General features: G+C 75.7%; 22 protein-coding genes. 9 read left to right on the top strand and 13 right to left on the bottom strand.

Features of this window, described 5'->3' with window-relative positions:
- The first annotated feature begins 71 nt into the window (after nucleotides 1-71).
- Nucleotides 72-995 carry a PhzF family phenazine biosynthesis isomerase gene (locus IFT45_RS06020; RefSeq protein WP_192127190.1) on the top strand — a complete coding sequence of 308 codons (924 nt, stop codon included), beginning with the start codon at nucleotides 72-74 and terminating at the stop codon, nucleotides 993-995.
- Here IFT45_RS06020 and IFT45_RS06025 read toward each other — a convergent pair.
- The gene (locus IFT45_RS06025; RefSeq protein WP_192127193.1) at nucleotides 992-1639 is read right to left on the bottom strand and encodes a hypothetical protein; all 648 of its coding nucleotides are present in this window, start codon (nucleotides 1637-1639) and stop codon (nucleotides 992-994) included. The two genes, IFT45_RS06020 and IFT45_RS06025, sit on opposite strands and share 4 nt — an antisense overlap.
- 155 nt (nucleotides 1640-1794) lie before the next feature.
- Between IFT45_RS06025 and IFT45_RS06030 the strand changes: the two genes are divergently transcribed.
- The 5 genes from IFT45_RS06030 (at nucleotide 1795) to IFT45_RS06050 (ending at nucleotide 5303) form a co-directional block, all read left to right on the top strand.
- A complete protein-coding gene (locus IFT45_RS06030; RefSeq protein ID WP_192127195.1) occupies nucleotides 1795-2547 on the top strand; it encodes a YqjF family protein in 753 nt (250 codons plus the stop codon).
- A gap of 69 nt (nucleotides 2548-2616) precedes the next feature.
- On the top strand, nucleotides 2617-3225 hold the full coding sequence (locus IFT45_RS06035; protein ID WP_082514309.1) for a phosphoribosyltransferase: 609 nt from the start codon (nucleotides 2617-2619) through the stop codon (nucleotides 3223-3225).
- Nucleotides 3222-3965, top strand: a complete 744-nt coding sequence (locus IFT45_RS06040) for a Type 1 glutamine amidotransferase-like domain-containing protein (RefSeq protein ID WP_082514310.1) — start codon at nucleotides 3222-3224, stop codon at nucleotides 3963-3965. Before IFT45_RS06035 ends, IFT45_RS06040 begins: the two co-directional genes overlap by 4 nt.
- Nucleotides 3962-4660: a uracil-DNA glycosylase gene (locus IFT45_RS06045; RefSeq protein ID WP_185232195.1), complete on the top strand. Its 699-nt coding sequence runs from the start codon at nucleotides 3962-3964 to the stop codon at nucleotides 4658-4660. The genes IFT45_RS06040 and IFT45_RS06045 overlap by 4 nt, the downstream gene beginning before the upstream one ends.
- Before the next feature lie 46 nt (nucleotides 4661-4706).
- Nucleotides 4707-5303 (top strand): GNAT family N-acetyltransferase, encoded by a 597-nt coding sequence (locus IFT45_RS06050; protein ID WP_192127197.1) that lies wholly within the window; start codon nucleotides 4707-4709, stop codon nucleotides 5301-5303.
- 251 nt (nucleotides 5304-5554) lie between these two features.
- Here IFT45_RS06050 and IFT45_RS17040 read toward each other — a convergent pair whose 3' ends face one another.
- From IFT45_RS17040 to IFT45_RS06070, 4 genes are all read right to left on the bottom strand, one after another.
- Nucleotides 5555-6160: a TetR family transcriptional regulator gene (locus tag IFT45_RS17040; protein ID WP_192127199.1), complete on the bottom strand. Its 606-nt coding sequence runs from the start codon at nucleotides 6158-6160 to the stop codon at nucleotides 5555-5557.
- A complete protein-coding gene (locus IFT45_RS06060; protein ID WP_056053831.1) occupies nucleotides 6157-6495 on the bottom strand; it encodes a multidrug efflux SMR transporter in 339 nt (112 codons plus the stop codon). The genes IFT45_RS17040 and IFT45_RS06060 overlap by 4 nt, the downstream gene beginning before the upstream one ends.
- A gap of 175 nt (nucleotides 6496-6670) precedes the next feature.
- Nucleotides 6671-8539: a hypothetical protein gene (locus IFT45_RS17045; protein ID WP_244637703.1), complete on the bottom strand. Its 1869-nt coding sequence runs from the start codon at nucleotides 8537-8539 to the stop codon at nucleotides 6671-6673.
- 153 nt (nucleotides 8540-8692) lie between these two features.
- Nucleotides 8693-9793, bottom strand: coding sequence for a hypothetical protein (locus IFT45_RS06070; protein WP_192127201.1), 1101 nt, complete (start codon nucleotides 9791-9793; stop codon nucleotides 8693-8695).
- A 168-nt stretch (nucleotides 9794-9961) separates the two neighbouring features.
- On the opposite strand from IFT45_RS06070, the gene IFT45_RS06075 reads away from it, so the two are divergent.
- Nucleotides 9962-11398, top strand: coding sequence for an amidase (locus IFT45_RS06075; protein ID WP_192127203.1), 1437 nt, complete (start codon nucleotides 9962-9964; stop codon nucleotides 11396-11398).
- 141 nt (nucleotides 11399-11539) lie between these two features.
- Here the strand turns inward: IFT45_RS06075 and IFT45_RS06080 are convergent, their stop codons facing one another.
- The 5 genes from IFT45_RS06080 to IFT45_RS06100 all read right to left on the bottom strand — a co-directional run bounded on the left by IFT45_RS06080 (nucleotide 11540) and on the right by IFT45_RS06100 (nucleotide 16605).
- Nucleotides 11540-12277 (bottom strand): ABC transporter ATP-binding protein, encoded by a 738-nt coding sequence (locus IFT45_RS06080; protein ID WP_192127414.1) that lies wholly within the window; start codon nucleotides 12275-12277, stop codon nucleotides 11540-11542.
- Nucleotides 12278-12417: 140 nt separating this feature from the next.
- Complete coding sequence (locus IFT45_RS06085) at nucleotides 12418-13197, bottom strand: ABC transporter ATP-binding protein (protein WP_056053844.1); 780 nt, start codon at nucleotides 13195-13197, stop codon at nucleotides 12418-12420.
- Nucleotides 13194-14135 carry an ABC transporter permease subunit gene (locus IFT45_RS06090; protein ID WP_192127205.1) on the bottom strand — a complete coding sequence of 314 codons (942 nt, stop codon included), beginning with the start codon at nucleotides 14133-14135 and terminating at the stop codon, nucleotides 13194-13196. The genes IFT45_RS06085 and IFT45_RS06090 overlap by 4 nt, the downstream gene beginning before the upstream one ends.
- Entirely contained in the window at nucleotides 14132-15085 is a 954-nt protein-coding gene (locus IFT45_RS06095) for an ABC transporter permease (RefSeq protein WP_056053847.1), read from the bottom strand. The genes IFT45_RS06090 and IFT45_RS06095 overlap by 4 nt, the downstream gene beginning before the upstream one ends.
- Nucleotides 15082-16605 carry an ABC transporter substrate-binding protein gene (locus tag IFT45_RS06100; protein ID WP_056053856.1) on the bottom strand — a complete coding sequence of 508 codons (1524 nt, stop codon included), beginning with the start codon at nucleotides 16603-16605 and terminating at the stop codon, nucleotides 15082-15084. Before IFT45_RS06100 ends, IFT45_RS06095 begins: the two co-directional genes overlap by 4 nt.
- Nucleotides 16606-16872: 267 nt before the next feature.
- Between IFT45_RS06100 and IFT45_RS06105 the strand changes: the two genes are divergently transcribed.
- Nucleotides 16873-17307: a siderophore-interacting protein gene (locus IFT45_RS06105; RefSeq protein ID WP_056053871.1), complete on the top strand. Its 435-nt coding sequence runs from the start codon at nucleotides 16873-16875 to the stop codon at nucleotides 17305-17307.
- Nucleotide 17308: 1 nt separating this feature from the next.
- Entirely contained in the window at nucleotides 17309-18265 is a 957-nt protein-coding gene (locus IFT45_RS06110) for a siderophore-interacting protein (protein WP_056053873.1), read from the top strand.
- 25 nt (nucleotides 18266-18290) lie between these two features.
- Here the strand turns inward: IFT45_RS06110 and IFT45_RS06115 are convergent, their stop codons facing one another.
- Genes IFT45_RS06115 through IFT45_RS06125 form a run of 3 tightly spaced genes read right to left on the bottom strand, consistent with a single transcriptional unit; the run spans nucleotide 18291 to nucleotide 20862 of the window.
- Entirely contained in the window at nucleotides 18291-19112 is an 822-nt protein-coding gene (locus tag IFT45_RS06115; RefSeq protein ID WP_056053876.1) for an SDR family NAD(P)-dependent oxidoreductase, read from the bottom strand.
- On the bottom strand, nucleotides 19109-19465 hold the full coding sequence (locus tag IFT45_RS06120) for a Fe-S oxidoreductase (RefSeq protein ID WP_371810889.1): 357 nt from the start codon (nucleotides 19463-19465) through the stop codon (nucleotides 19109-19111). The genes IFT45_RS06115 and IFT45_RS06120 overlap by 4 nt, the downstream gene beginning before the upstream one ends.
- Entirely contained in the window at nucleotides 19462-20862 is a 1401-nt protein-coding gene (locus IFT45_RS06125) for an NAD(P)/FAD-dependent oxidoreductase (protein ID WP_056053879.1), read from the bottom strand. The genes IFT45_RS06120 and IFT45_RS06125 overlap by 4 nt, the downstream gene beginning before the upstream one ends.
- Nucleotides 20863-21028: the final 166 nt, after the last annotated feature.

Here is a 21028-nt window from a genome sequence, read left to right on the forward strand (position 1 = left end):
CGGGGGCGACCAGGCCGGGGAGGCGCGGGTGGCGCTCGACGCGCACCGCGCCTCCCCGGCACCATGGGCGGGTGACCCCCGCACCGACCTCGACATCCGACCGCGCCGTCGCCCGCTGGGCCGCCTTCTCCGCCGACCCCGCGGGCGGCAACCCCGCCGGGGTCGTGCTCGACGCGCGCGGCCTCACCGACGCGGAGATGCAGGCGACGGCTCTCGCCGTCGGCGACGCCGAGACGGCCTTCGTCGTCGGGCCCGACCTCGACGGCGACGGGCGTCGCCACCGGGTGCGCTACTTCTCGCCCGTGGCCGAGGTGCCCTTCTGCGGCCACGCGACCGTCGCGACGGCGATCGCGCTCGCCGAGCGCGACGGGCCGGGCCACATCGTCGTCGAGACCGCCGTGGGCCCGGTGCCCCTCGAGACGACGGTCGAGCCCGACGGGGGAGCGCGGGCGTCGTTCACCTCGCCCGAGCCGCGCGTCGAGCCGTTGGAGCCGGAGGTGCTCGCGCGGCTGCTCGCGGTGCTCGGACTCCGGGCGACGGAGCTCGACGCCTCCCGGCCCGTGCTGGCGGCCTGGGCCGGCAACCTCCACCCCGTGCTGCCCGTCGTCGACCGCGCGGCGTTCGACGGCTTCGTGGTCGACGCGGGTGCGCTCCGGCCGCTGATGGACGAGCAGGGCTGGGCCGGCACGGTCACCGTCGTCCACGAGTTCGGCGTCGACGACGACGGCACCCTCGTGCTGGAGGCCCGCAACCCCTTCCCGGTGGGCACGCTCGTCGAGGACCCGGCCACGGGGTCGGCCGCGGCCGCCCTCGGGGGCTGGCTCCGCGCCTCCGGCAGGGTGGTGCCGCCGGCCCGTGTCCGCGTGCACCAGGGCGCCCACGTGGGGCGGCCCGGGGTGCTCGACGTGCTCGTGCCGGCCACGGGCGGCGTCGTGGTGTCGGGCCGCGGCGTGCGGATCGACGAGGGGGCCGCGGGGGCGGGGCCGGCGAGCTAGGCGCCGGTCTCCGTCGGGTCGTCGGTCACCGTCGCCTCGCCGGTCTCCGTCGGGTCGGCGGGCCCGACTCCTGCGGGGCCGCCGCGCTCGTCGTGGCGCTCGGCCAGGCCGGCGAGGTCGATGTCGAACAGGTCGCGGAGCCGCTCGTCCCGGCCCTCGTCGTAGCCCGGGGCCGGCGCGGCCGCCCAGCCGATCCGGTCGACGACGGTGCTGCCGACGTCGTCCCACGCACGGGCCCGCGCGGCGTCCACCACGGCCGCGACGAACGCGTCGTCGCGGCCCGCCCGGCCGAGCTCCTTCACGAGCGCCTTGTGGGTCGCCTCGCGGAGGCGGAGGGCGTCGACGTCGTCGACGCGGTAGTCGAACTGGTGCTGTGACTGGCCGTACGAGCGGTGGGTGCGGCGACGGACCCGTCGGAGGCGGCGGGCGCCCTCGAGCTGCTCCTCGGTCAGGCGGTCGATCTCGGAGCGGACGAAGCCCGTGGCGACCTCCTCGTCGAAGGGGAGGCGCTCCTGCAGGGCCCGGCGGATGACCTGGTTGGCGGTCGCGACCACGAGCGACGCGCGGATGATGAGGAAGCCCTCGTCGACGGCCCGCTCGAGCGGGCTCGGGTCGGCGCGACGTGCGGTCGGTCCGGTCGTCACGGGCGGGCCTCCTCGGGTGGTCGGCGGACGGGCGGTCGGGCGGCAGTCGGACCGGTGGTCGGACCGGTGGTCGGACCGGTGGTCGGCGCCCTCCGTGCCCCCGTCCGTCGACCCTACCCACGGGGCCGCCCAGGCGCCGTCCGTATCGTGGCGCCATGACCGCTCGCGAGCCCGCCCCCGTCAGCACCGTGGCGCCCGACCTGCTGCGGGCGCCGGTGATCAGCCAGCACTGGGGCGGCCTCGCCTTCGCCCACTGGCGCGTCGAGCCCGAGCGCGTGGCGCCGCTGCTGCCCCCGGGCACCCGCCCCGACGTCCACGACGGCTCGACGTGGGTCGGCCTCATCCCGTTCGAGCTCTCGCGTAGCGCCTTCGGCTCGCTGCCGCCGGTGCCGTGGCTCGGCACCTTCCTCGAGACGAACGTGCGGCTCTACTCGGTCGACGACCTCGGTCGCCGCGGGGTGGTCTTCCGCACCCTCGAGGCCGCGAAGCTGCTGCCCGTCGTCACCGCGAACGCGGCGCTCGGACTGCCCTACCGCTGGGCCTCGATGAGCCGTCGCCGGGTCGGCGGCACGGTCGAGTACGCCTCCCGCCGCCACGGCCCCGGGCCCCGGCCGTCGACGCGGCTCGCCGTCCGCCCCACCGACGAGGAGGTCGTCGGCGACCCGCTGGCGGAGTTCCTCACCGCACGCTGGGGCATGCACGTCGCCCGCGGCGGCACGACGAGGTACTGGCCGAACACGCACGGGGCCTGGCCGCTCCGACGGGCCGAGCTGATGGACCTCGACGACGAGCTCGTCGCCGACTCCGGGCTGCCCGGGGTCACCGACCGCGCCCCCGACTCCCTGCTCTGGTCGGACGGCGTCGACACCGTCTTCGCGCCTCCCGGAGGCCGGTGGGAGGCGCCCTGACCGTGCCCCGACGCCGAGGGTGCCCGACGGGCGTCGCGCGCGGGTGCGCGGCCCACTACGGTTGCTGGCATGGTTTCCTCACCCGACGACCCGACCGACCTCGCCGCACCCCCCGCGGGAGGGGCGCCGGGAGCCGGGGTCGGCGAGGCCGTGCCGGAGGCGCCCGTCGCGTCGTCGACGGAGGCCCCCGGCCGTGAGGTGCTCGGCTGGCTGGAGTTCGGCGACGCCGCCCGCCACCTGGCCCGCGACGTCGTCGCGGCCGACTTCACGCCCGACGTGATCGTCGCGGTCGCGCGCGGCGGCCTCGTGCTGGCCGGATCGATCGCGTACGCCCTCGACACGAAGATGTGCGGGTCGATCAACGTCGAGTTCTACACGGGCGTCGACGCCCGCCTGCCGGAGCCCGTGCTGCTGCCCCCGACCCTCGACGCCCCGTCGCTCGCCGGCAAGCGCGTGCTCGTCGTCGACGACGTCTCCGACTCCGGCCGCACCCTCGCGCTCGTACGCGACCTGCTCGCCGAGGTCGCCGACGAGGTCCGCACCGTCTGCCTCTACAGCAAGCCGCAGACCATCCTCGAGCCGGACTTCGTCTGGAAGCGCACCGCACAGTGGATCACCTTCCCGTGGAGCGCCCTGCCCCCGGTCACCCGCGACGCGACGGTGAGCCGCGAGGCATGAGCATCCACCTGGTCGGCGGCGGCTGGTCGCCCGACGCCCCCGACATCTACGAGCCCTTCGTCGCCGAGGCCGCCGTGCGCGGCGCCGCCCTGGGCCGCGCCGTGCCCCGCGTCGCCGTGCTGGTCGTCGTGGCCGACGGATCGCCCGGCGACGAGTTCGTCACCGGCTGGCCGGCCCTCATCGCGCACGGCGGGCGCTGCGAGGCCGTCGTCACGGTCGTCCAGGCCGGCGCGGCCTTCGACACCCGGGTGCTCAGCGACGTCGACGGCCTCGTCGTCGCGGGCGGCCTCACACCGGCCTACCTCGAGTCGGTCACGCCGCTGATCGACCAGGTGCGGCTGCTCGTCGCCGACGGCCTGCCCTACCTCGGCTTCTCGGCCGGCGCGATGATCGCCGCCGACCGGGCCCTGCTCGGCGGCTGGCTGATCGGCGACGTCGCCGTCTGCCCCGAGGACGCCGCGGAGGGCCTCGGCGAGGTGACCCTGGGCGAGGGGCTCGGGCTCGTCGACCTCGCCATCGACGTGCACGCCGCCCAGTGGGGCACCCTCACGCGCCTCGTCGCGGCGACGGAGGCCGGCCTCGTGCGGGGCGGCGTCGCCATCGACGAGCACACGGCCCTCGTGGTCGGCGAGGGCGCGCTCGCCGTGCTCGGCACGGGCAACGTCTGGCGCGTCGAGCCGCAGACCGACGACGACGGCGAGATCGTCGGCGTCTCGGTCGGCACCCTGGGCGTCGAGTGACGGCTCACCCCCTCCGCGACCTCGTGCACCCGAGCTGGGCGGAGGCGCTCGACCCGGTCGCCGACGAGGTCGCCGACATGGGCGAGTACCTCCGTGCCGAGGTGCGGGCCGGGCGCGGCTACCTGCCCGACGGCGCGCTCGTGCTCCGGGCGTTCACCTACCCGCTCGACGAGGTCCGCGTGCTCGTCGTCGGTCAGGACCCGTACCCGACCCCCGGCCACCCGATCGGCCTGTCGTTCGCGGTCGACCCGCACGTGCGGCCCGTGCCCCGCAGCCTCGCCAACATCTACCGCGAGCTGCACGACGACCTCGGGGTGCCCGTGCCCGCGCACGGCGACCTGACCTCCTGGTCGGAGAACGGCGTCATGCTGCTCAACCGGGTGCTGACCGTCCGGCCCGGCGAGGCGGCGTCGCACCGCGGCAAGGGCTGGGAGCCGGTCACGCAGCGCGCCATCGAGGTGCTCGCGGCCCGCGGCGGCCCGCTCGTCGCGATCCTCTGGGGGCGCGACGCGGCCGGCCTCGTCCCGATGCTCGGCGAGGTGCCCACCGTGCAGTCGCCGCACCCCAGCCCGCTGTCCGCGTCGCGGGGGTTCTTCGGGTCGAGGCCGTTCAGCCGCACGAACGAGCTGCTCGTGCAGCAGGGCGGGCAGCCGGTCGACTGGGCCCTGCCCGCGGAGCCGGCCGCCGCCTCCTGACGGCCTGCCCTGTCGGCGGGCGACCGCGACGTGCCAGAGTGGACGGGTGCTCGAAGAGGAATACCAGACCCGGCGGCGGCTGCCGCGTGAGCTGCGGCCCGCCCCGCTGCCCGAGCCGGCGTTCAGCTTCGAGATCCGCCCCGCCGTCGCGGCCGACCTGCCGTACGTGCGCGAGATCTACAACCACTACGTGCAAAACTCGACGGTCACCTTCGACGAAGTGCCGATGACCCTCGCCGACTGGCGTCGCAAGGCGGGGGTGGCCGCGAAGCTCGGCATGCCGTTCCTCGTCGCGGTGAACCCCGCGGGCGAGGCGCTCGGCTACGCGACCGCGATGCCCTGGGGCGGCAAGGCCGCGTACCGGTACACGGTCGAGAGCTCGATCTACCTCCGCGCCGCGTCCACGGGGAAGGGCCTCGGTCGCGCCCTGCTGGAGGCGCTGGTCGAGGCCTGCCGCGAGGCCGGCATCCGCGAGATGGTCGCCGTGATCGCCGACAAGAACGCCGAGGCGTCGATCCGGCTGCACGAGACGCTCGGCTTCACCGAGGTCGGCCGCATGGGCCGCGTCGGCTTCAAGTTCGGCCGCTGGCTCGGCACCGTGACGATGCAGAAGTCGCTGAAGAAGCGGCGCCGCGGGAGGTAGGGCGGCTGGGGCTGCCGCTGCTGCCGCTGTAGCTGCCGCCGCTCGGCTCGGGTCGGGTCTTACTCTTGCTCTTGCTCGTGCTCTCCCCTTTGCTCTTGCTCGTGCTCTCCCCTTTGCTCTCGCTCGTGCTCTCAAATTTGAGAGTGATCGGCGCGGGTCGGCCGCAGACGCGGGGCGTCCTGGTCGCTCGAGGACGGATGTCTCTCGCATTGCGGAGCGGGACGTGCGGCGGGTGCCGGGCGCCCGGCACCTCAGGCGACGACGCGGCGCAGCACCTCCGCGGTGGCGGCGACGTCGCCCGGCTCGCCGCGCCAGAGCATGCGCACGATGAGGCCGTCGACGGCGAGCGAGACGACCGCCAGCCGCTCGGCCGGCACGCCGACCCGTGCCAGCACGTGCTCGAGCGACGAGTACCAGGCCTCGGCGTCGTCGTGCAGGCCCGGGTCGCGCACGGCCTGCAGCAGCATCTCGTACTGGGCGACCGCGGCGGCCCGCTCGACGACGGCGTAGCGCACCAGCGTCTCGGCGAGGTCGCCCAGCGTGGGCTGCTCGAGCTCGTCGAGGGAGCGGGTCCAGGTCGCGGTCGCGTGCCGGAGGGCGCTCCGCAGCATGTCGTCCCGCGACGAGAAGTAGTAGGTCGCGGCGGCGAGCGGCACGCCCGCCGCCGTGGCGACCGCCCGGTGGGTGACGGCGGACGGGCCGCCGGCCTCGAGGACTGTCAGGACCCCGGCGAGCAGGGCGCGCCTCCTCGCCTCGCCCTTCGGCGTCAGGGAGGCGTCTCCGCGAGGGCCGAGCCCGGGGGAGTCGCGGGTCGGCTCGTCGGCCGTGCCGGCCCGCTGCTCGCCGGTCCGGGTCACGCGGCGGCCTCGTGCCGGCCGCCGAGCTCCAGCATGGTGACGCCGCCGATCACGAGCACGATGCCGCCGAGCTGCAGGAGCGTCAGCGGCTCGTGGAAGACCAGCCAGCTGATCAGCGCGACGAGCACGACGCCGATGCCGGCCCAGACGGCGTAGGCGATGCCGAGCGGCACGCCCCGTCCGAGCGACTGCGAGAGCATCGCGAAGGCGAAGACGTAGCCCACGACGACGACGGCGTACTGCCACCAGCGCGCGTCGGGCCCGCTGGTGACCTTGAGGAAGCTGGTGGCGACGACCTCGCCGACGATGGCCAGGGAGAGGAAGAGGTAGCCCATGGTGGTGACTCCGAGCCGTGCGACGATCCCGCCGAGCCGTGTGCGTCAGGCGAGGGAGCACGAGTGAGACGAATGTACCAGAAAGAGTCGTCGCTGGCTCGGCTGTCGCCCCGCGGGCACGGCGGAGCACCGCCGCCCCGGAGGGCGACGGCGCTCCGCCGTCGGCGGGTGCCGGTCAGCGACGGGCCTCCCGGCGACGCGCGACGACCAGCAGGGCGAGTCCGGCCAGGAGGGCCAGCAGGGCTCCGGCGAGCGTCGGGGCTCCGTCGACGCCCGTGTAGGCCAGGGTGGACGTCGCGGCGGCGGCCGTGGTGGTGGAGGCGCCGGTCGCGGCGAGGGCCTGACGACCCGTCGCCGAGGTGGTCGCCGCTGCCGTGACACCGCCGGTGGCGGCGGTCACGACGGCCGGGCCGACGGGCTCGTCGGTCGTGGCCGGGGTGGTGGGCAGCACCGGGGTGCCGGGGTCGACCGGGGTGGTCGGGTCCGTCGGCGTGGCGGGGTCGACCGGCGTGGTGGGGTCGACGGGCGTGGTGGGGTCGACCGGGGTGGTCGGCGTCACCGGGGTGGCGGGGACGACGGGCGTGCCCCCGTCGGTGTCGCTGTCGCCGATGACGGAGACCGCGGCGCCGCCGACCGTGATCGGCAGGCCGATCACGGGCACGACCTGGGTGCCGCCGAGGACGCCGTCGTCACCGCTGGTGACCGGGCCGGTGCCGGTGCCCGTGGTGGGCGTGGTGCCGGTGGTGGTGTCGGTGCTGTTGCTGTCGCCGATGACGGAGACCGCGGTGCCGCCGACGGTGACGGGCAGTCCCACGACCGGGATCACCTGGGTGCCGCCGAGGACGCCGTCGTCACCGCTGGTCGCGGCGCCGGTCGCGGGGGTGGTGCCCGTGCCGGTGATGGGCGTCGTGCCCGTGGTGGTGTCGGTGCTGTTGCTGTCGCCGATGACGGAGACGGCCGTGCCGCCGACGGCGACGGGCAGGCCGACGACCGGGATCACCTGGGTGCCGCCGAGGACGCCGTCGTCGCCGCTGGTCGCGGCGCCGGTCGCGGGGGTGGTGCCCGTGCCGGTGATGGGCGTGGTGCCCGTGGTGGTGCCGGTGCTGCTGCTGTCGCCGATGACGGAGACCGTGGTGCCGCCGACGGTCACCGGCAGTCCGACGACCGGGATCACCTGGGTGCCGCCGAGGACGCTCTCGTCCCCGCTCGTCGTGCTGCCCGAGCCCGCGCCGGCGGTGGGCGCGGTGCCCGTCGCGGGCGTCGTGCCGCTGCCCGTGCCGGCACCGGTGCTCGAGCTGTCGCCCAGCACCGAGACGGCGGTGCCGCCCACGGTCACGGGCACGTCGAGGTCGACCAGCGCCTGGGTGCCGCCGAGGACGCCGTCGTCACCGCTGGTCTCGGGGGCCGGCGACGCCGACCCCGTCGGGCCCGCGGCGGGCGCCGTGGTCGTGCCGCCGGTGCTGCTGCTGTCGCCGAGCACCGAGACGGCGGTGCCGCCCACGGTGACCGGCAGGTCGAGGTCGACGAGCGCCTGGCTGCCGCCGCCGATCGAGTCGTCGCCGCTGGTCTGGGCGGGTGCGGGAGCGGGTGCCGGGGCAGGTGCCGTCGGCACCGCCGGGGCGGTGGCCGGTGCCCCCGCGCTCGTCGCGTCGCCGACCACGCTGACTGCCGTGTCGGTCACGGTGACCGGCACGTCGACCGACACGATGCCCTGCGTGCCCGACAGCAGCCCGGCGTCGCCGCTGGTCGTCGTGACCGGCGCGGCCGCGGGAGCGGCCGGAGCCGGAGCCGGAGCAGCGGCCGGAGCGGGAGCCGCAGCAGCAGGCGCGGCCGCCGGGGCCGACGACGTCGCGTCGCCGACCACGCTGACGGCCGTGCCGAAGGCCGAGACCGGGGCCTCGACCACCGCGGCGACCTGGGTGCCCGAGAGCAGCCCGTCGTCTCCGCCGGTGAGGGTGTCCGCCTGGGCGGCGGTGGTTCCGAGGGCGCACAGGCCCCCGACGAAGAGCGCTCCGAGGAGCCCTCTCGAGACGTGCTTGTTCATGGTCTTCTCCGTACGAGTGAGGTGTGGGCGCCGCGCGGGGCGGCGAGGGTCGCGTGTGTCGCTCGGCAGGCCGTGCCTGCGGCGGCGGGTCGGCTCCTGCTCAGCAGGAGCGCCCGCGGCGTGGGCGGGAGCCCACGAGCGACGCGACCGACCTCAGTCGGGGGAGCTGTCGGTGTCGTGCACGGGCGACGACGGGAGGTCGTCGTCGCCGTCGGAGGAGCCCGCCGTGATCGTCAGGGCGGGGAGCTGGGAGGCACGGGTCGCGTCGGCCACGACGGCCCCTCCCGCGGCGCCCGCGCCGGCGCCCTGCGAGCCCTGGCCCGAGCCGGAGGGCAGGGCGGGCTGGCCGTCGTCGGACGGGCCGGGGAGCGGCGCGGGAGCGGGGGCGAGGGGCAGGTCGGAGGCGCGGGTCGGGTCCCCGGCGGAGGCGCGGTCGCCCGCCTGCGCCGTCACGATCGCGGCCCGGAGCGCGGTGCCCGCGTCGACCGCGACGACGTCGGCGGCCTCGGGCGACAGGGACGCCGTCGCGGCCGGGTCGCCCGCGGCGAGGCCGGCGGCCGGGGACACCGTGGCGGAGGAGTCGATGACGAGCTCGTCGCCGACCCCGGCGGTCGCCGTCGGGCCCGCGTCGACCCCGACGCCCGCGCCCGGCGTGACGGGCAGGGCGGGGACGGTCGGCAGGGCGGGCACGAGCGGCGCGAGCACGTCGGCGGGAGCCGGGGCGGCCGCGGCGTCGGCGACCGTGCCGACGGCGGCGTCGGCGACGACGGAGACGGGGGCCACGACGGTCGCCACCGGCGCGGGGCCGGTGACGGCCTGCGCGACCGGGACGGCCGCGACGACGCGGTCGACGGTCTGCGCCACGGGGGCGACGACGCTGCTGACGGGGGCGGCGGCCGCGACCTGCTGCACGACTTGGGGGGCCACGGGGGCGACGGCCTGCACGACGCGCTGCACGGGCGGCGCGACCGCGGTGACCTGGGTGGCGACCTGCGTCGCTGCCGACACCGCGCCTCCGGCCGTCTGCGCCACCGCCGCGACGGGGGCGTCGAGCGAGCCCGTCACGCCGCCGAGGGCCTGCGTCGTCCCGCCGAGCAGCGAGGGCGACGGCGCAGTCTCGGCGGAGGCCGACCGCGGTGCGAGGGCGAGCGCGAGCACGACGAAGGCCAGCGCGAGGAGGCCGGAGAGGAGCAGGAGGCGCACAAGCGAGAGCGCGGCGGGTCGCCGCGTCGTCGTCTCGGCCGTCTGATCCACGGCGCACCGCCTTCGGTCGCTTCGTCGAGTCGCCGGCTGGTGAGGGCCGGCCACGGGGTGGTTGATCCCGCGTGCCGACATGTCTACGCCGTCGTCCCCCGCTCGTCAACGAAGGATGCTCAGATGTACCCCGCATTCCCGCCTCGGCATGGTCGTAGGCTCGGGGCGATGTTCGAACTCCACCACCTCAGCGCCCACGAGCAGTGGGACTGGCTGCGCCGCGGCGAGGTCACCCCCCGAGAGCTCGCCGACCACTACCTGGCCAGGATCGAGCGGCTCGACCCGCAGGTGCGCGCCTTCGTCACGGTGACGCCGGACGCCGCCCGGAGCCGCGCCGACGAACTCGCGGCCGCGGGCCGCAGCGCCGCACCGCTCTGGGGCCTGCCGCTCGCCGACAAGGACCTCTACGACCGGGCCGGGGTGCCCACCCGCTCCGGCTCGCGGCTCACGGCGTCGACGCCCGCGGCCCGCGACAGCGAGATCGCCGCCGTGCTGTCGGAGGCCGGGGCCGTCAGCCTCGGCAAGACGAGCACGCCCGAGTACGGCCTCACCGGCTACACCGAGCCGCTCGCGGGCCCGGTCACGCGCAACCCGTGGGGGCTCGGCACCGGCGTGGAGCTCGGGGCGGGCGGGTCGAGCGGTGGCGCCGCGGCCGCGGTCGCCGCCGGGCTCCTGCCGTTCGCTCCCGGGAGCGACGGGGGCGGGTCGATCCGCATCCCCGCCGCGGCGAACGGGCTCGTCGGCCTCAAGCCGTCACGCGGTCGCGTGCCGGCGCAGTCCGGCCTGTCGAGTCTCGGCGGCCTCTCGGTGGGCGGCCCGATCGCCCGCACCGTGGCCGACGCGGCCCTGCTGCTCGACGCGATGGTGTCGCCCGACGGCCGCCCGCCCCGGGCCGACACCGCGCTGCGCGCACCCGACTCGCCCGACGGGGCCTGGCTGGGGTCGGCGGTGCGCGGCGAGGGCCGTCACCAGCTCGGGGTGCTGACGGCCAGCCCGTGGGACGACGCCTACGACGTCCGGGTCGACCCGCGCCTCCTCGCGGTCCTCAGCGAGACCGTCGACCTCCTGGCCACGATGGGGCACGGGGTCGAGGAGGCCTCGCTGCCGGCGTCGCGGTACCCGCAGCTCTTCCGCACCCTCTGGCAGGCGGGCGCCGCGGGCATCCCGGCCGAGACCCACGACGACTTCGCCCGGCTCGAGCCGATGACGGCCTGGCTCGTGCGTCGCGGCCGCGAGATCGGCGCCCGCGAGCTCGGGGCGACCCTCGCCGGGCTCACCGACTTCGAGCGGAGCGTGGTGCGGGCCTTCGACCGGTTTGACGCGGTCGTCACGCCCTCGCTCGCCCTGCTGCCGCAGCCGCTCGGCTGGTACGACGCCGACGACCCCGAGCGCGCGTTCGAGCAGCAGTGCCTCGTCTCGCCCTTCACGTCGTTCGTCAACGTGGCGGGCCTGCCCGCGATCACGCTGCCGGTGGGCGAGGTCGACGGCCTGCCGGCGGGCGTGCAGCTGATCGGGCGCCCCGGCCGGGAGGACGTGCTGCTGAGCATCGGCGCACAGCTCGAGCGGCGGCTGCGCTGGCAGCGGAGGCACCCCTCCGTCTGGTGATCGACGCACGAGGTGACCCGAGCTGGGCCCTCGAGCACGTCGAGGGCCCAGGTCGGGTCACCTCGACCGCGCTGTGCCGTGCCGTGCCCGCCGAGCACGCGCCCGCCGAGCACGCGCCCGCCGAGCACGCGCCGGCGCCGCTCAGTCGATCGTCGGCACCGACGCGATCAGCGACCGGGTGTACTCGTGCTGCGGCCGCCGCAGCACGTCGTCGGTCGCGCCCTGCTCGACGACCCGCCCGTCGCGCAGCACGGCCACACGGTCGGCGAGGTGCTGCACGAGGCCCATGTCGTGCGAGACGAGCAGCAGGCTGAGGCCGAGGTCGGTGCGCAGCTCGCGCAGCAGCTCGATGATCTGCGCGCGGACTGTCACGTCGAGGGCGCTCATCGGCTCGTCGCCGACCAGCAGCCGCGGGCGGTGCACGACGGCCCGCGCGAGCGCGATGCGCTGGCGCTGACCGCCGCTGAACTCGTGCGGCCACCGCTCGGCGTCGGCGGCGTCGAGGCCGACGCGCTCGAGCACCTCGGCCACGAGCGCGCGGTGGTCGCCCGCCACGTGCAGGTGCCGCAGCGGCTCGGCCACCGTGTCTCCGACGCGCATCCGCGGGTCGAGCGAGCTGTACGGGTCCTGCAGCACGACGCCGGTCTGTCGCCGGAACCAGCGCAGCTGCGCCGCGCGGCCAGGCTCGACCGGTCGCCCGTCGAAGGTGACCGCCCCGTCCGTCGGGCGGTCGAGGGCCAGCAGGAGGCGCACGAGCGTCGACTTGCCGGAGCCCGACTCGCCGATCAGGGCCACGCTCTCGCCCGGCCCCACGTCGAGGTCGGCGTCGACGAGCGCGTGCCGTACCGGGCCCGGCTGGAAAGGCGACCGACGCGGCAGCCGGAAGGTGCGCGTGAGGCCCCGGCCGCTGAGCAGGGGCGACGCGGTCGGCCCGGACGCTCCGCGAGCGGCGTCCGTGCTCCCGGCGGCGTCCGCCGTGCCCGCGCTGCCCGCGCTGCCCGCCGCGCCCGTCGGCCCCGTCACGACGCCCTCCAGGTGGTGGCCCGGGTCGCGGCCACGAGCCCGCGCGTCACGGGGTGCTCGGGGGCGTGCAGGAGGCGCGTGACCGGCCCGCTCTCCACCGCGCGCCCCTGCGACAGGACCACCGCCTCCTCGGCCACCTGCGCCAGCACGGCGAGGTCGTGGGTCACGAAGAGCAGCGACGCCCCCCGCTCGTCGACCAGGCGGCGGAAGAGCCGGAGCACCTCGGCCTGGGTCGTGACGTCGAGCGCGGTCGTCGGCTCGTCGGCGAGCAGGACGGCGGGCCGGGTGATGAGCGCGGTGGCGATGACGACTCGCTGCCGCTGGCCGCCGGAGAGCTGGTGGGGGTACCTGTCGACGATGCGGTCGGGCTCGGGCAGCCCGACCTCGGCGGCCGCCTCGACGGCGCGGCGGCGGGCCTCGCGGCGGGTCACCGTGCCGTGCAGGCGGAGCGGCTCGGCGATCTGGCGCCCCACCGTCATGACGGGGTCGAGGGCCGTGCGCGGGTCCTGGAAGACGGTGCCGACCACGGCGCCGCGCACGCGGGCCAGCTCGCGCTCGGGCAGGCCGAGCAGCTCGCGCCCGTCGAGGCGCACGCTGCCGGCCACGCGCGCGGAGCGGGGCAGCAGGCCCAGCACGGCGAGGGTGGTCAGCGACTTGCCCGATCCCGACTCGCCGATCAGCCCGAGCCGCGCGCCGTCGTCGAGCCGGAGGGAGAGGTCGTCGACGACGGCCCGGTCGCCGATGGTCACGGTCAGGTGGTCGATCTCGAGCGTCACGAGGTCACCTCCGGGGCGGGGGAGCGGGCGGGGTCGGCGGGGTCGGACGGGTAGGACGGGCGACGGCGGCCCGCACGGCCCCCACGGCCCGTGCCGGCGGGCCGGTCGCGGAGGCGCGGGTCGGCCGCGTCGCGGACGGCGTCGCCGAGCAGGTTGAGGGCGAGCACGGTGAGCGTGATCGCGAGCCCCGGCCAGACGACCGTCCACGGGTGCACCCCGAGGAACTTCTGGAGGTCGGCGAGGAGTCGCCCCCACGACGCGGTCTCGGCCGAGGCGCCGTAGCCGAGGAAGGAGAGCCCCGCCTCCGCGAGCACGCTGGTCGCCATGGCGAGCGACAGCTGCACGACGAACACCGGGGCGATGTTCGGCAGCACGTGGCGGCGGAGGACGGCCGCGGTGCCCGCGCCGGAGGCCCGGGCCGCCGTGACGTAGTCCTCGCGGACCACGCGGCGGATCTCCGCGCGCGACACGCGCGCGATCGTGACCCCGTAGCCCACGCCGGTCGCCACGACGACGACCGCGAGCGAGCCGCCGAACGCCGCCGCGAGGGCCATCGCCACGAGGATCGTGGGGAAGGCGACGAGCACGTCGATGAGCACGGCCGTCGCCTCGCGGACGGGCCGGGCGGTGAGCGAGCCGAGCGCCGCCAGGGCCAGGCCGACGAGCACCGCGACCACACCGGCCGAGACCGCGACGACGACGGTCGTGCCGGTCGCCGCGAGGACGTAGCTCGCGATGTCGCGGCCGACGCCGTCGGTGCCGAAGAGGTGGGCGCCCGACGGGGGCAGCCAGGCGGAGTACGGGTCGGTCGTGAAGGGGTCGAGCGGCGTCCAGACGCGGCTCACCAGCGCGCCGACGAGCAGCAGGGCGAGCCAGCCGGCCGCGGCGGCGCCGGCGGGGCGGCGGAGGAGGGCGCCGAGCGCGCTGCGCCGCCTCACGCCTCCTGCTCCCGGAGGCGCGGGTCGAGCCGGCGGTGCACGACGTCGACGACGAGCCCGACGAGCAGCACGAGGGCCGTCAGGGTCATCAGCTCGCCCTGCACCTTGGTGAGGTCTCGCCGGCCCACGTCGCTCACCAGCATGCGGCCGAGGCCGGGGAGGGAGAAGAGCTGCTCGACGACGACCGCGCCGACGACCAGGCCCGCGACCTGGAGGCCGAGCACGCTGACGACGCTGAGCAGCACGTTCGGCAGTCCGTGGCGGAGCAGGGCCCGCGTGGTGGTCATGCCCTTCGCGGCCGCGGCCCGCACGTAGTCCTCGTCGAGGGCGCCGACGACGGCGGAGCGGGTGAAGCGGAACAGCACGGCGCCCTCGACGAGGCCGATCGTGACGGCCGGCAGCACGAGCGAGCGCAGGGCCCGGCCGGGCTCCTCCCAGCCGTCGACGGGGAACCCCTGGGTCGGCAGCACCCTCAGGGTGACCCCGAAGAGCGCGATGAGCAGCATGCCGGCCCAGACGACCGGCACCGCGGCGAGCAGCTGCGCGACGACGCCGAGCACGGCGCCCGACGGGCGGTGGTGACGGATCGCGGCCACGACCCCGAGGGGCACGCCGACGGCCAGCCCGACGACGAGCGACATCCCCGCGAGGGGCAGGGTCACGCCCAGCTTCTCGGCGACCTCGTCGGCGACCGGGGTGCCCGTCACGAGCGACTCCCCGAGGTCGAGGCGCAGCAGGCCGCCGGCCCAGTCGAGGTACTGGACGACGACGGGCTGGTCGAGGCCGAGGGAGGCGCGGATCGCGGCCACCTGCGCGGGGCTGCCGGTCGTGCCCGCGATCGACTGCGCCACGTCGCCCGGCAGGAGGCGCAGGGTGACGAAGATCAGCACGCTGGCGACGGCGAGGCCCAGCGCGAAGAGCGCGACCCGACCGAGCAGGAACCTCGTCACTCGGTCGTGGCCAGCTCGGAGAGGTCGAGGCGGGTGCTGGTCGACGTGGTCGGGAAGCCGGTGACGCCGTCGCGGATCGCCGTCAGGGTCGTGGAGGTGTAGAGCCACTCGGCCGGGGCGTCCTCCGACACGATGGCCGCGGCGTCGCTCAGGGCCTGCGCGGCGACGGCCGGGTCGGTGGCGGCCAGCGACTGCTCCCAGAGCGCCTGCACCGGGGCGCTGTCGTAGCCCCAGTAGTAGTCGGGGTCGGCCCAGTTGCCGAAGTCGTGCGTCTCGGCGTGGTCGACCATGCTCAGCTGGAAGTCGCGCGGGCCGCCGTCGGCGGGGGCCGTGTAGACGTCGTCGAGCCACGTCGTGAAGTCGACCTGCTCGACCGTCAGGGTGATGCCGACGGCGGCCAGCTGGGTGGTCAGCACGTCGCCGATCGCGGCCGGGTAGAAGTTCGCGTACTCGAGGGTGAGGTCGAGGCCGTCGGCGTGCCCGGCCTCGGCGAGGAGCGCCTCCGCCGCCTCGGGGTCGTAGGCGTCGACCGACGTCAGGTCGGCGTAGCCCGGGTCGAGCTCGGGGATCGGCCCGCCCTGGTCGACGGCCGAGCCGCCGACCGCGGTGATGATCGCGTCGTTGTCGATCGCCATCCGGATCGCCTTGCGCACCCGCACGTCGGTGAAGGGCTCGACGGCGTTGTTGAAGGCGAGCGTGTACTTGTCGGTCGTCTTCCCCTGCTCGAGGCTGACGCCGTCGACGCCCTCGAGCTGCGACGAGAGGGTGGCGTCGACGGCGGTCTGCACGTCGAGGTCGCCGGAGAGCGTGGCGTTGATCGCGGCCGACGGGTCGGTCACGTAGCGGAACACGACGGCCTCGACGCTCGCCGGGGTGCCCCAGTAGCCGTCGGCGCGCTCGAGGCGGAGGTTGTCGCCCTGCGTCCAGCTGGCGACCGTGTAGGGGCCCGTGCCGTTCGCCGTGGTCGACGGGTCGTTCGTGGCGGCCTGCTCGAGCACGAGGCCCGCGCGGCCGGTCAGGGCGAAGAGCAGCGCCGAGTCGGGGCGCGACAGCGTGAGCACGACGGTGTCGTCGGCGGGGGCCGAGATCGACGAGACGGCGGCCAGGTCGGCGTGCCCGGCGAGCGTCTCGTCGGTGCGCACCTGCTCGAGCGACCAGACCACGTCGGACGCGGTCATGGCCGCGCCGTCGTGGAAGGCCACGCCGTCGTGCAGGGTGAACGTGTACGTGAGGCCGTCGTCGCTGATCGTGTGCTCCGAGGCGAGCACGTCGACGACGTCGTTCTCCTCGGTGCGGCCGACGAGGCCCTGGTAGACGTTGTCGATCAGGACCTGGTCGAGCGCGACGCCGTCGGTGTGGCGGATGTCGAGGTCGCTCGGCTCGAGCACGAGGCCGACCGTCACGGTGGCGTCGGCGTCGGGCGAGCCGGAGCCGTCGGAGCCTCCCGAGGTGCAGCCGGCCACGAGGGCGACGACGAGGGCGGAGGAGGCGGCGGCGGCGAGGAGGCGGCGGGAGCGCATGGGGGAGGAGTGGCCTTTCGGAGCGGTGCGGATCGGCGCGCCGTCGCTCGTCGCGACCTGCGCACCCCGGGTGCAGGACGTCCTCCGTCGCTGCCGGACGATGGATCTCGGCTGGCGCTCCGTCGCTGCTGGACGGGCGCCGCCCCTCTGCCCCCGGGTCGCTGCTGGACCGAGGGCTCCCGCGAATCTACTACACCCCTGGGAACCCGCCGCGGGTGGCCGCGGAGAGTGGCGGCTTAGGTGAGCCTCACCTATATTGAGGGGGACATGTTCTTCGACGACCCGAACCCGCCGCTGCCGCACGACGCGATCCGCGTCCTCTTCGCCGGCGACGCCTCCTCGCTCCCCGCCCTCCGCGAGATGCTCGCCAGCCTGCCGATCTGCGCCCGTGGCCAGGTGTTCGTCGAGGTCGGCTCCGCCGCCGAGGTGGAAGAGCTGGCATCGCCCGGCCGCGTCACCGTGACCTGGCTGGCCCGTGACCGCCGCTCCGGCGCCCCCGGCTCGGGTCGCTCCTGCGCCCCCGGCGAGGCGCTCGACCGGGCCGTCCGCGCCTGGCTCGCCGAGATGTACGTCGACGCCGCCGACCTCGCGGCCGGCGAGCACCTCATCTGGATCGGGGGCCCCGCCTCCTTCGCCTACGACCTCCGCCACGACCTGCGTGCCGTGCACGCGGCCGACCACGGCGCCGCCGCGACGCTCTGACGTGAGCCTCGCCGTCACGGCCCCGTCGGCCGCCCCCGTCGCGCGCCCCGCGCACCGTCCCTACCGGGTCCGCGTCGCCGCGGTCACGAGCCTCAGCCCGTCGTTCACGCGCCTCACCTTCACGGCGCCCGACCTGGCCGACTTCGGCACGGACGGCCTCGACCAGCGCATCAAGGTCGTGCTGCCCCTGCCGGGCACCGGCTTCGACGACTTCCCGGTCGACGACTGGTGGGGCGCCTGGCGTGCCCTGCCGGCCCACCGGCAGAACCCGTTCCGCACCTACACGGCCCGGGCCGTCCGCCCCGAGGCCCACGAGGTCGACGTCGACTTCGTCGTGCACGACGACGGCGGCCCGGCGGGCACCTGGCTCAGCACGGTGGCCGTCGGCGACGAGGCGATGCTGGTCGGCCCCGACGCGACGAGCGGCGTGCACGGCAGCGGCGTCGAGTGGTCGCCGGGGGAGGCCCGCACCGTCATGATCGCGGGCGACGAGACCGCGGCCCCCGCCATCTGCTCCATCGTCGAGCAGCTGCCGGCGGACGCCCGCGGCTGCGTCTTCGTCGAGGTGCCGACGGCCGCCGACGCGCTGCCCCTCGTCGCGCCGGCCGGCGTCGACGTGCACTGGCTGCCCCGCGAGGGCCACGCCGGCACGGCCGCCCACCAGGGCCACGGCGGCCGCCTGGTGGAGGCGGTGCGCGGCTGGACGGCCCGGTACGTCACCGCCCGCCGCCACGGGGTCCCCGTCGAGGAGGTCGACATCGAGCACGACGTGCTCTGGGACGTCCCTCAGGGCCACGCCCCGCACGGGGCGTCGCTCGACGGCGACCTCTACGCCTGGCTCGCCGGCGAGGCCGGGGCGATCAAGGCCCTCCGCCGCTTCCTCGTCAGCGAGGTCGGCGTGGACCGCCGCCAGGTCGCGTTCATGGGGTACTGGCGGCTGGGCAAGGCCGAGGGCTAGCAGCCCCCGGCCGCGCCGCGACCGGTCAGACCTCGGAGGGCAGTCCGACGATCGCCGACGTGCGGTCCCACAGGGCCTCGGCCAGCAGGTCGTCCTTCGCCTGGCGCGTGCGCAGGCCGTCGGGCTTGAGCTGGTCGAAGTACGTGCCGCTCGGCACGCCGATCGTGCTCGGCCCGGCGAGCTGGATGAGCGGCAGGGCCCCGGCCTTCGCCGAGATGCCGTAGTTGCCGTTGCTCAGCACGTTGGCCATGCGCCACATCGGCGACGTCTGGCCGAAGCCGGTCTTGACGATCCCCGGGTGGAACGAGAAGGCCTCGAGGCCGGTGCGGCGGGCGAGCTCCCGCACGAAGAGGATGGTCTCGATCTTGCTCGTGCCGTACTGGCGCCAGCCGCCGAGCCAGGCGCGCTTCGTCCAGTTCAGGTCGTCGAGGCGCACGTGGCCGAACATGTTCGCGACGCTGGCGGTCGACACGACCCGGCCGCCGCTCTCCTGCAGCCGCGGCAGCAGGAGGCGCGTCAGCAGGAAGGGAGCGAGGTGGTTCGACTGGAGGATGCGTTCGTGGCCGTCGCTCGTCAGCTCGTGGTCGCTCACCAGGCCGCCCGCGTTGTTCGCGAGGACGTCGATCGTCGGGTAGCGGTCGAGGAGGCGGTCGGCCAGCGAGCGGACGTCGTCCAGCCGGTCGAAGTCCGCCAGGAAGGCCGTGCCGCCGACCTGGTCGGCGACGGCCTGGGTGCGCTCAGCGTTGCGACCGACCACGGCCACGTCGGCCCCTCCGCTCGCCAGGGCGATCGCCGCCTCCTTGCCGATCCCGGAGCTGGCTCCGGTGATGATCACGGTGCGGGTCATCGGTAACCGCCTTCCTCGAGGCCGGCCTCGATCTCGAACCTGTTCGTCAGCGGGTCGCTGCCGGCCAGGGCGTACAGGAACGGCATCAGCATGCCGTACTTCTTCCACTGCGCGACGTGCCGCGCCTCGTGCCGCAGCACGGCGGGCCCGTCGTTGTCGCGGGTCAGGTACACGCGGCCGACGCAGGTGCCGCCGCGCTTGAACGCCCAGCGGGGCAGGCCGCGGCAGACGATGAGGTCGCCCACCACCCGGACCTTGCCGACGCTGAGCGGCACGCCGACGGCGAGGCCGACCACGGTCGCCCAGGCGCAGCCCGCCCGCGAGATCGGCGAGTCGACGAGGGGGTTGATCACGGACGACCGTAGGCGTCGAGCAGGCGCAGCCAGATCTCGCTGACCGTCGGGTACGACGGCACGGCGTGCCAGAGGCGGTCGATCGGCACCTCGCCGACGACGGCGACCGTGGCGGCGTGCAGCAGGTCGCTCACGTCGGGGCCGACGAAGGTCGCCCCGACGATGACCTTCCGGGCCTCGTCGACGACGATGCGGGCCTGGCCCTCGTACGAGTCGGAGTGGATCGCCGAGCCCGCGACGGCGGCGAGGTCGTAGTCGACGACGCGCACGTCGAGGCCGCGCTTCTGCGCCGCGTCGGCGGTGAGGCCGACGCTCGCGACCTCGGGGTCGGTGAACGTGACCTGCGGCACGGCGGCGTCGTCGGCCGTGGCCACGTGCGCGCCCCAGGGCTCGGTCGCCAGCTCGCGGCCGAGGGCGCGGGCGGCGATCACCTCGCCGGCGGCGCGGGCCTGGTACTTGCCCTGGTGGGTGAGCAGCGCCCGGCCGTTGACGTCGCCGACGCCGTAGAGCCAGTCGGTGCCCTTGACGAGCAGGGTGTCGTCGACGTCGAGCCACGTGCCGGCCTCGACCCCGACGGACTCGAGGCCCAGGTCGGAGGTGCGGGGAACGCGCCCGGTCGCGACGAGGATCTCGTCGGCGATGACGACGGTGCCGTCGTCGAGCGTGACCTCGACGGTGTCGTGCTCGGTGCGGCTGACCTGCACGGGCGAGGTGCCCTCGCGCACGTCGACGCCCATCGCCCGGAGGCTCTTCCCGACGAGCTCGCCGGCGAACGGCTCCTGCCCGCCGAGCAGGCCGCTGCGCGCGACGAGGGTGACCGTGGAGCCGAGCTGCTGGTAGGCCGTGGCCATCTCGGCCGCGACGACGCCGCCTCCGACGACGACGAGGCTCTGCGGGACGCTCTTCGCGCTCGTGGCCTCGCGGCTCGTCCAGGGGCGGGCATCGGCCAGCCCCGGCACGTCCGGGAGGAGGGCGGACGAACCGGTGACGGCGGCGACCGCGTGGCGTGCCGTGTACACGGTGTCGCCGACGGTGACCTCCTTGACGCCCGTGATGGTCGCGTGGCCGCGGATCAGGTCGATGCCGGCGCCCTCGACCCACTCGGCCTGGCTCGAGTCGTCCCAGTTCGAGGTGAAGGAGTCGCGGCGGCGCAGCACCGCGGCGACGTCGACCTCTCCCGTGACGGCCTGGGCGGCCCCGTCGACGGCCCGCGCGGCCCGGAGGACGGCGGTGGAGCGCAGCAGCGCCTTCGAGGGCATGCAGGCCCAGTAGGAGCACTCGCCGCCGACCAGCTCCGCCTCGACGAGGGCGACCTTCAAGCCGCTCCGGGTCGCGTAGTCCGCCACGTTCTCGCCGACAGCGCCGGCGCCGATCACGATGAGGTCATAAGTCGTCATGGGGAGAACCTAGTCCCGGGCCCCCGGGTGGTCACCCAGCCGACGCGCGTCGCGGACATGTCCGTTCCGTGAGTGGTTCCTGAGCAGCAGGTGGGAGGCGCGGGTACAGCCGTCCCCGGGCGCGTACCTTCTGACCCATCGCGCAGACAGCGCTCATTGAGGAGGT

This window comes from Frigoribacterium sp. CFBP 13707 (assembly GCF_014842245.1).
GTDB lineage: Bacteria > Actinomycetota > Actinomycetes > Actinomycetales > Microbacteriaceae > Frigoribacterium > Frigoribacterium endophyticum.

What these genes read in the sequence shown, in the direction of transcription:
- IFT45_RS06030 (WP_192127195.1), top strand. Translation starts at nt 1,795, where the DNA reads ATGACCGCTCGCGAGCCCGCCCCCGTCAGCACCGTGGCGCCCGACCTG.
- IFT45_RS06035 (WP_082514309.1), top strand. Translation starts at nt 2,617, where the DNA reads ATGGTTTCCTCACCCGACGACCCGACCGACCTCGCCGCACCCCCCGCG.
- IFT45_RS06040 (WP_082514310.1), top strand. Translation starts at nt 3,222, where the DNA reads ATGAGCATCCACCTGGTCGGCGGCGGCTGGTCGCCCGACGCCCCCGAC.
- IFT45_RS06060 (WP_056053831.1), bottom strand. Translation starts at nt 6,495, where the DNA reads ATGGGCTACCTCTTCCTCTCCCTGGCCATCGTCGGCGAGGTCGTCGCC.
- IFT45_RS17045 (WP_244637703.1), bottom strand. Translation starts at nt 8,539, where the DNA reads ATGAACAAGCACGTCTCGAGAGGGCTCCTCGGAGCGCTCTTCGTCGGG.
- IFT45_RS06075 (WP_192127203.1), top strand. Translation starts at nt 9,962, where the DNA reads ATGTTCGAACTCCACCACCTCAGCGCCCACGAGCAGTGGGACTGGCTG.
- IFT45_RS06100 (WP_056053856.1), bottom strand. Translation starts at nt 16,605, where the DNA reads ATGCGCTCCCGCCGCCTCCTCGCCGCCGCCGCCTCCTCCGCCCTCGTC.
- IFT45_RS06105 (WP_056053871.1), top strand. Translation starts at nt 16,873, where the DNA reads ATGTTCTTCGACGACCCGAACCCGCCGCTGCCGCACGACGCGATCCGC.
- IFT45_RS06115 (WP_056053876.1), bottom strand. Translation starts at nt 19,112, where the DNA reads ATGACCCGCACCGTGATCATCACCGGAGCCAGCTCCGGGATCGGCAAG.
- IFT45_RS06125 (WP_056053879.1), bottom strand. Translation starts at nt 20,862, where the DNA reads ATGACGACTTATGACCTCATCGTGATCGGCGCCGGCGCTGTCGGCGAG.